Here is an 8,371-nt window from a genome sequence, read left to right as displayed (position 1 = left end):
CACGACCCACGGCCGCGACTCCCTCTTCCCCACGCACCAATCAACGAGCGATCAAGCTGACCGTCACACCATCAGACACTTCTGTTAGCGGCTCTAAGCGCCGGCTGGCCAGTGTCTCGGGTTTGTTCGGATACCTGATGACCCGCGACGACGTGGCCGTTCAGCGCAATCCGGTGCCGGTGGGGCACGCCAACCGGCGGCGGAGTGGCAATCGCGGGGCACCGCTGCTGCGCACGCCGCGCACTCTGCCCCGCGTGCTTGGCCCGGGTGAGGTCGAGGCGGTGCTGGGTACGCTGAACACCGTCCGGGACAGGGCCATGGTTTTGGCAATGCTGCTCGGAGGCCTGCGCCGCTGCGAGGTGCTCGGTCTGCGGCTGGGCGACATTTCCCCGGGTGAGCGTCGGGTCTTCATCAGCGAGGGCAAAGGCGGCCACCAGCGGCTGATACCGATCTCCGCGCAGTTCTTCACCGCAGTCGGCGACTACCTGGGCCGTGAGCGTCCCCCGGTCGACCACGACCGGCTGTTCGTGGTTCTGCGCGGGCCGACCCGCGGCAAGCCGCTGTCCGCCGCCGGCCTGGACGAGATCCTCGAGGGAGCACAGCGACGGACCGGGCTGACCCGGCTGACCTGCCACCAGCTTCGTCACACCTGTCTGACCCGGCTACGGGAGGCGGGCATGGCCCTGGAAGCGGTCCAGGCCCAGGCCGGACACCGCTCCATCGAATCGACCCGGATCTACATCCACCTGGCGAACTCCTGGCTCGCCGAACAATACCTGCAGGCCAGCGCCGCCATCGACGCTGACAGGACGGGCGTCTGATGCGCCGGGCCCGCGCCGCAGCCCTGCCGATCGTGCGCCCCGACCTCGTCGAGTACTACCTCGCCCACCGGGCCGCCCAGGGTATGAACACCGACCATAAGGTCCGCTGGGGCGCCCGCGCCCTGCTCGCCACAGTCCCGGACCTCGCGGACTTCGCGGGCCTGCCGCTGGAACGCCAGCTCGCCTTCAACCACGAGACGCACCGGTTCATCAGCTGGCTCGCGGTGACCGGACGCCTCCAGCCCGGCGCGGACTACCTGGTCGCCCGGCGCCCACGCCTGGGCATCGTGCTGGCCCGCACCGACCCGGAACTGCACCTGCGCTTCATGGAGACCGCACGCGCGCTCGGGTTCCGCGACACGGTCGCCATGACCCAGTTCAACCTGTTGGCCCACTTCGTCGCGCTCTTCGGCCGGCAGCCGCACGAGCTGCAGCAAGCCGACTGGGACCAGGGTCGGCGGCGGCTACTCGAAGCGGCCCGCCGCATACCCAGCCGCGGGGTGAAAGCCCTCTCGACGGCCCTGTTCAATCTCGAGGCGACGCTGTTCCACTGCAGCCTGTGCGACCAGCTGCCACGAAGGCGGTCTCCGGACCGGGCCGACATACGGGCCCAGGAGTGGGCCCGGGTCCCGGCCGCACTGGCGGAGAGCATGCAGCACTACCTGCAGCAGATCGGCGGCTCGCTGCGGCCGGGCACCGTGAAGAACGCCGAGCTGACGCTGCGGGAGTTCGCCCTGCTGGTCGCCGACGAGGATGCGACGGTGGGCTGCGTGGCCGACCTCAAACGGCGGCACGTCGAGCGCTACAGGCAGTGGCTGCTGGGGCGGCCGGCCGCCCGCGGTGGACCGCTGCACCGGCACACCGTCCGCGACCGGCTGAGCAAGCTCCGGGGATTCTTCCGCCGCCTGGACGAGTGGGACGCCGACGACCGGCCGACTCGCCAGCTGGTGTTCGACAGCGACTTCCCGATCGCGGACGAGCCACTGCCCCGTTTCCTCGACGACGCGGCGGCCGCCAAGCTGCTGGCCGCCGCCCGCCAGGACCCTGATCCGTTCGCCCGGCTGGCCATCGAGATTCTCGCCCGCACCGGGATGCGCCGCAGCGAGATGCTCGGCCTCACGATCGATGCGGTGGTCCAGATCGGCTCCGCCTACTGGCTGCGCGTCCCGGTCGGCAAGATGCACACCGACCGCTACGTCCCCCTGCACCCGCAGCTGAAGACGTTGCTGGACGACTGGTTTCTGCACCGGCCCGAGGGCCTGCGGTCGAACCTGCTGTTCACCGATCACGGCCGCCAGGTCAACGCCTCCCGCATCGAGCAGGCTGTCCGCAAGGCGGCGGAGCGGGCGCCGGCCTCGGCCGCGTCACCCCGCACCAGCTGCGGCACACGCTGGCCACGCAGGCGATCAATCGTGGCATGTCCCTGGAGGCGATCGCCGCTCTGCTCGGTCACCGATCGTTGTCCATGACGCGTGTCTACGCTCGGATCGCCGACCGGACAGTGGCAGACGAGTACTTCGCCGTCTCGGAGAAGGTCGAGGCCCTCTACGACGCCCCGCGCCAGCTGCCGGCCGACGCGGAAGGAACCGAGATGGCCAAACTCCGACGGGAGATGCACCGCCGGATGCTCGGCAACGGCTACTGCGCACGCCCCGTCGAGATGGACTGCCACTTCGAATCCATCTGCGAGTCCTGCACGTTCTTCGTCACCACCATCGAATTCCGTCCCATCCTCGAACGCCAACGCGACGACGCGGCGGCCAAAGGACAGGTCGCCCGCGAGCAGATCTTCGACGGGCTCCTCAGCCGACTGGACGAAGAAGCGTCCTGACCTCCTCCGAGTCAGCGGATCAACTCGATGGACGTCCGACCAGGTCAGGTGGCACGCTCCACTCCGTGACCGCGATTCGAATCCTGGCCGAGTTCGGCGCCTCCGCAGCCATCGGCCCACTGCACTGCGGCGCGTCTCTCAACGACATCGCGGCGACCCTGGGCCCGCCGTGGGAAATCGGTCGGGTGAGCAAGCGGCGGCGATGGCCTCATCTCTTCTCCTACGGGGATGCTGAGCTCTGCGTCTGTCGCTGCCGCCGCGTCACGATGATCAGCGTCCAGACCTGGCGAGACGCCGTCGAGCTACCCGTCCCCGGAACGGAGAGACTCGCGGCGTTCGCCGGACCCCTCACACACTCGCAAATCACGGCGGAACTCAACACGATGGGCTGCCGCTTCAATCCGCTGACACTCCACCAGCCCCCTGGACAAATGGCTCTGCAGGTCGAGGCGACAGGTGTCACTTTCACCTTCCGGACCGAGGCTGGCGCCGAGCCACTCCTCGACAGTGCCAGCCACTGGAGCAACCCTCATGAGTGCGCCCTGCAGCCAACCCACGCTCCAGATGACGGCTTCGGCGCGTGATGAACCCCGGTGATCCGGCCAACAGCCAACGGCCCTGGCCAGCACCGGCCCCCCAAAGTGCACTCCCGGAGCTTGACAGCGAGACCCGCATATTCGAGGAGTGCCGACCGGGAAGGTCCGCTACGACAGCCTTAGAGCCGCCGTCGCCCAGGTGCTGGGCCTCTCACGCCGTCGCATCGAAGCCGAACGCTGGACCGCCTTCCGCTCGCACTATGTCCATTTTCCCGTGAGTTCCCTCAGCCTCCCGACTGCGTCGACGACCTCGATGGCCGCGTGATCTGGGGCTTCCGGCCTCCTAGACACGATCGGGTGATTGCTGCTCGTTTCTCAGAAATCCTGAAGTCTCCTCGGCTGTCATGGCGGAGTCGCTGGATAGCTGAAGAGGAGGAACGGGATGGCACTGGCCGTCGTGCGCGACCTGCGGCCGGAGCTCCGGCTGGAGACCTCCGAGGAGGTCGCTGCCTTCGAGCAGGATCTGCTGGCTGAGTTCGTCCTCGCGCGGGCCTCTGCCGGGGTCCTCGACGACACCATCCGCGGTGACGTCGGCCCCGTTCTCGCGCTGAGGGAATGGTTTGGTCGGCCCCTGTGGGAGATGGAGGCCCTGGACCTCGATCGGTACTTCGGGCGGCACCGTCGTGACTCAGCCTCGGGCACCAAGGTCCGCCAGGCCGCGGCCTTCGCCGTGTTCTTCGAGTTCCTCGAACTACGGCACAAGGTAGGCATCCACTCGGCCACCGGCTTCGTCGTCGAGTCCCCGCTGGACGAGATGAACCGGCCCCGCGGTGGCACCTCCGCGAGGCTGCGGATCCCGCCGCCGGAAGCGGAGGTCACCGCGCTCTTCGGCGGCTGGCGGTGCGACATGGAAGAGGCACGCAAGTACGCTCCGGCCGCCCGGAACTACACCGCCTCACGGCTGGCCAGCCTCATCGGCCCGCGAATCTCGGAACTGTGCCTGCTGCGGATCGGCGACGTTCGCTGGGACCTGGGGCGGTTCGGCAAGGTCCTCCTCAAGGGCAAGGGCAGCCAGGGCCGTGGCAAGAAGGAACGGCTCGTCCCGCTCATCAACGGCTCCCGTGACCTGCTGGAATGGTGGGTCACCGGGCCGCGGTGGGAGTTCGACGACAAGGTCAACGACCCTCGTGCACCGCTGTTTCCCTCGGAACGCAGATACGGCGACGGCTCCAGCAGGGCAGTGACCGACGACGCTCTGCGGACCGGGCTCGCCGAGGCGGTCGTCCGGCATCTGCCGCACCAGGTCGGTCAGCTCACACCGCACGTGCTGCGGCACTTCGCCGCTTCCGACCTCTACCGCAACGGCATGGACGTCGTTGCCATCCAAAAGATCCTCGGACACGAATGGCTCAACACGACCATGATCTACGTGCACGTCGAGAAGTCCCACGTCGAAGATGCCTGGATCCGAGCAGGCCAACGGGCCACGACCCGATTCGGAGGGACACGCCGATGAAGTGGAACCTGCGAATGGTCGCCGCCCAGCGCGACATCTGGAAGGCATCCGAGCTCCAACGGATGCTCGCGGACGCCGGCTTGGTGATCTCGGCCGGCAAGATGTCCCACCTGTGGTCGGGACGGCCACTGACTGTCCGCCTGGCCGACCTCGACATCATCTGCGAGGTGCTGGACTGCACGACCTCCGACCTTCTCGTCCCGGAGAAGGCCAGCGTCCGGCAGGCGACCACGACGCCGGAGGCGGAAAAGCAGGTCGTCGGCGGCAGCCCGATCACGCGCCAGCGCCGGCCGGGCCGTTCGGGGCCGCCGCTATGAGCACGCCCGTCCGGCGATCACGCCCCTGGGCCACCCGCAGCTGCCGGGACTGCTTTGGATGGGGTTGGATCGACCGCCCTCGCTGCAAAGCGTGCTGGGGCTTCACCTCGAAGGCCACCAGCCGCCACTGCGACGTCTGCACACGTGAGGTCGCCGCGTTGGACGGGATCTGCCGTCTCTGCCGCCGTCAGGCCAGCCTGATCGCGGGCCCGGACAACAAGACCCGCGTCGACCTGACCGTAGCCGCCCGCACAGGACACCAGCTCTTCATCATCGGTACCCTGCGACCACGCGGCGGCCCCAGCCGCAGCCAGCCCTGCCGGAACCACGGTCGCCGCGGCCACACCGTGTTCCGGAGCGCTGGACGGAACTGTTGCTGTTCGAGATGCCACGCGAGCTTCGCGGAGTCAGCAGCAAGGCCCCACCACTCGACCCTCAGCTGTCCGCATCCTTGAGTGCCCGGGCGGCCCGGATCGCGGAACTGCGCGGCTGGCCGCCCCGCACTCTCGGCTCAGTGCGACGCGGCATCCGCATTCTCTGCGCGGTTCACCGGCCAGGTGAGCAAATCCGAGCCTCGACCATCAGCCAGCTCACCCACACGGCAGTGCCGGCCAACCACGTCCTGGAGGTATTCGAGGAACTCGACAACTTCCTCGACGACCGGCCCGACGCGCTCGACGCCTGGTGCGAGGAACACCTGTCTTTCCTTGCCTCGGACGTCCGCTCTGAGCTGGACGTCTGGATCGACATCCTGCGGCACGGGACCCCGCGCCGCAGGCCACGTGCCCGAGCCACGGTCATCACCAACCTGAGGAGCATCCTGCCGTTCCTGACCGAGTACGCCAGTAAGTACACGACCCTGCGGCAGGCCACCCGCGACGACATCACCAGCTGGCTCGCCGACCGGCCCCATCGCGCATACGACGCCAGTGCCTTGCGGTCGCTGTTCGGCACCCTCAAGGCCGAGCGGCTGATCTTTGCCAACCCGATGCGAGGCGTCAAAGGCGGCAAGACGGCGATCAAGATCCCCACAGCACTCACCGCGGACGAGGTGGAGTCCGTCGCTGTTGCCGCACTGCAGGATCCGGCCCTTCGCGTGGTCGTGGCCCTGTCCGGGATCCACGCGCTGCCCGCCCGCCAGATTCGCTCCATGCTGGTCGAGCACGTGGACCTACCGGGACGGCGACTCGTCCCCGAAGGCTTGAACCGTCCCCTGGACGACTACACAGCCGAGGCAATCAGCGAGTACCTCGCCTACCGTCAGCGTCGATGGCCGAACAGCACCAACCCGCATCTGCTGATCACCAGGAACACCGCCACCACTGCAACGGCCGTGGGCACGTTCTGGATGGACAGACTGGTCAGGGAATTGCCCGTGGGCGTCGACCGGCTGAGACAGGACCGCATCCTCGAAGAAGCCCTCGCCAACGGCGCGGACCCCCTCCACCTCGCCCACGTCTTCTCCCTCGGCGCCAAGACCAGCCTCCGCTACACCAGCGCAGTGACCGAATCGGAAGCAGAACAGGCACCGAGCACCCGCTGATCTTGAGCTTTTACTCCACAGGGAGCCGTCGCCGACCCTCCGGGGTGAAGGTGAAGGTCTGGCGGAAGGACCCCGTTCCGAAGCGCACTGCAAGCAGGAGGGGTTCTTTGTACGGAGGTGGCCATGATTGCTCGGCTCCCGGAGCACTACCGTTCCAGAGATGGAAGGACACCATCGGTTCCTCCGGGTTCTCAGCCAGGTAGCTGAGGGTCTTGCCGTAGTAGGGGTTGTTGCCGCCGAACAGCATGGACGGGATGCCGAACTCGTCGACGACGTCCGTCCACACGCGGTCCTCGCCCGCCCACTGGCGGACCGCACCCCGCAGGACTGCGTGTTCGTCAGGGTCCAGTACGCGGTCGGGCTTGAGCCAGCCGCGGCGGTGTGCGAACTCGGCATACACCGAGGCAATGCCGTACTCGTAATAGCGCTCCGGGATCAGATCACGGAACACGCCCGCGACGCCGGTGCTGGACCAGGCGCCGCGCTCTTTCCAGACCCGCTGCTGCTCGGCCAAAGCCTCGGGCTGGCACTCCACGAACGACAAGTGGTCGATCAGCATGCGCAGGGCCAGCTCCGACTCCTTCCCGAACATTCCGGGACGGCGCAGGGCGAGATTCAACTGATCGATGAGATACGCACGTATCTCGTCGGGGGCTGCAAGCGATCTGGAAGTAGGCACCCCACAGTCTCCCGCAGATGCCACCGGATCGCGGTCATGGGCCGGTGCCCGGCCATGCTCTACCTGAGCCGGATACAGGTCCGTCGCCCACTACCGGGGCTCCGCTGTGGCAACCGGCCCCTTTCACGCGGCAGAGTCACCCTCGAGCCCCTGAGTTCGCGCTACGGAGCCTTCAGATTTCCTGAACCCACGGAAGATCGGCCTGGATGCGCTCTACTGCCAGCCCGGCATCCGCGGCGCCCATGAGAAGGGCGGAGTCGAGGGCCAGATCGGATGGTTCCGCCGCAACCACCTGGTCCCCGTCCCCGAAGTGGCCACGCTCGCCGAACTCAACGAGATGATCGACCGGTGGGACCAGCAGGACGACGCCCGCCGCATCCGCTCCCGCCCCCGCACGATCGGCGAGTACTTCGCGGCCGAGCGGCCGCTCTTGGCGCCGCTGCCGGAAGAACCGTTCGAGACAGGCAGGCTGTCGACACCACGAGTCGACCGCTACAGCCAGATCTGCGTCCGGATGAACCGCTACTCGGTCCCGGTCCGGCTGATCGGCCGAACCGTCCGCGTCATGCTCCACGCCTCCGAGCTCGTCGTCTACGACGGCCGCGAGGAAGTCGCCCGGCACGAGCGGCTCATCGCCCGCAACGAATCCCGCCTCGATCTCGACCACTACCTGGAAGCTTTGATCCGCAAGCCTGGCGCCTTGCCCGGCGCGACAGCCCTGGACCAGGCCAGGGCTGCCGGCCGGTTCACCCCGATCCACGACGCCTGGTGGGATGCCGCTGTCAAAGCCCACAGCGAACGCGACGGCACCCGGGCCCTGATCGAAGTCCTCCTGCTCAGCCGCCACCTGCCCCACGAACAGCTCGTTGCGGGGCTCGCAGCAGCCTTGAAGAGCGGTGCCCTGACCGCGGACGCCGTCGCCCTGGAAGCACGCAAGGCGGCAGACGCCGACACCGAGCCCCAGCAGGCTCCGCCGTCCCCCGGGTCCGGCAGCCAGGCCGGCATGGCCCAGCTGCCAGCGGCCGTCCGGGCCCATCTGCCACCGGACAAGCGGCCTCTTCCGTCTGTCGCCCACTACGACCACCTTCTACGACTCCGCCCATCCGACCGCCCCACCCCGTCATAGAG

At 68.1% G+C, this 8,371-nt stretch carries 9 protein-coding genes; 8 read left to right on the top strand and 1 reads right to left on the bottom strand.

The features are described 5' to 3' along the window. The 7 genes from ACWCXC_RS15815 to ACWCXC_RS15785 all read left to right on the top strand — a co-directional run. Window positions 1–821 (top strand): tyrosine-type recombinase/integrase (locus ACWCXC_RS15815; RefSeq protein ID WP_450889206.1); only part of this gene is annotated, 821 nt, incomplete at its 5' end. Then, a complete protein-coding gene (locus tag ACWCXC_RS15810) occupies window positions 821–2,290 on the top strand; it encodes a tyrosine-type recombinase/integrase (RefSeq protein WP_450889204.1) in 1,470 nt (489 codons plus the stop codon). The genes ACWCXC_RS15815 and ACWCXC_RS15810, both read left to right, overlap by 1 nt. Further along, the gene (locus ACWCXC_RS15805) at window positions 2,239–2,652 is read left to right on the top strand and encodes a hypothetical protein (protein WP_450889202.1); all 414 of its coding nucleotides are present in this window, start codon (window positions 2,239–2,241) and stop codon (window positions 2,650–2,652) included. Before ACWCXC_RS15810 ends, ACWCXC_RS15805 begins: the two co-directional genes overlap by 52 nt. A 65-nt stretch (window positions 2,653–2,717) precedes the next feature. Next, complete coding sequence (locus tag ACWCXC_RS15800; protein ID WP_450680379.1) at window positions 2,718–3,236, top strand: hypothetical protein; 519 nt, start codon at window positions 2,718–2,720, stop codon at window positions 3,234–3,236. Between the two features lie 394 nt (window positions 3,237–3,630). Continuing rightward, window positions 3,631–4,704, top strand: a complete 1,074-nt coding sequence (locus ACWCXC_RS15795; RefSeq protein WP_450889200.1) for a tyrosine-type recombinase/integrase — start codon at window positions 3,631–3,633, stop codon at window positions 4,702–4,704. Further along, window positions 4,701–5,021 carry a helix-turn-helix domain-containing protein gene (locus ACWCXC_RS15790; protein WP_450680381.1) on the top strand — a complete coding sequence of 107 codons (321 nt, stop codon included), beginning with the start codon at window positions 4,701–4,703 and terminating at the stop codon, window positions 5,019–5,021. The genes ACWCXC_RS15795 and ACWCXC_RS15790 overlap by 4 nt, the downstream gene beginning before the upstream one ends. Window positions 5,022–5,394: 373 nt before the next feature. After that, window positions 5,395–6,564, top strand: a complete 1,170-nt coding sequence (locus ACWCXC_RS15785; RefSeq protein WP_450680382.1) for a hypothetical protein — start codon at window positions 5,395–5,397, stop codon at window positions 6,562–6,564. 10 nt (window positions 6,565–6,574) lie between these two features. Here the strand turns inward: ACWCXC_RS15785 and ACWCXC_RS15780 are convergent, their stop codons facing one another. Then, entirely contained in the window at window positions 6,575–7,183 is a 609-nt protein-coding gene (locus ACWCXC_RS15780) for a hypothetical protein (protein ID WP_450680383.1), read from the bottom strand. 370 nt (window positions 7,184–7,553) lie between these two features. Here ACWCXC_RS15780 and ACWCXC_RS15775 point away from each other — a divergent pair, with 370 nt between their 5' ends. Further along, on the top strand, window positions 7,554–8,369 hold the full coding sequence (locus ACWCXC_RS15775) for a Mu transposase domain-containing protein (protein ID WP_450889197.1): 816 nt from the start codon (window positions 7,554–7,556) through the stop codon (window positions 8,367–8,369). Window positions 8,370–8,371: the final 2 nt, after the last annotated feature.

Source organism: Streptomyces sp. NPDC001515 (assembly GCF_053597115.1).
Note: the sequence above shows the minus strand (reverse complement) of the source record. Positions and strands in the feature narration are given on the sequence as shown.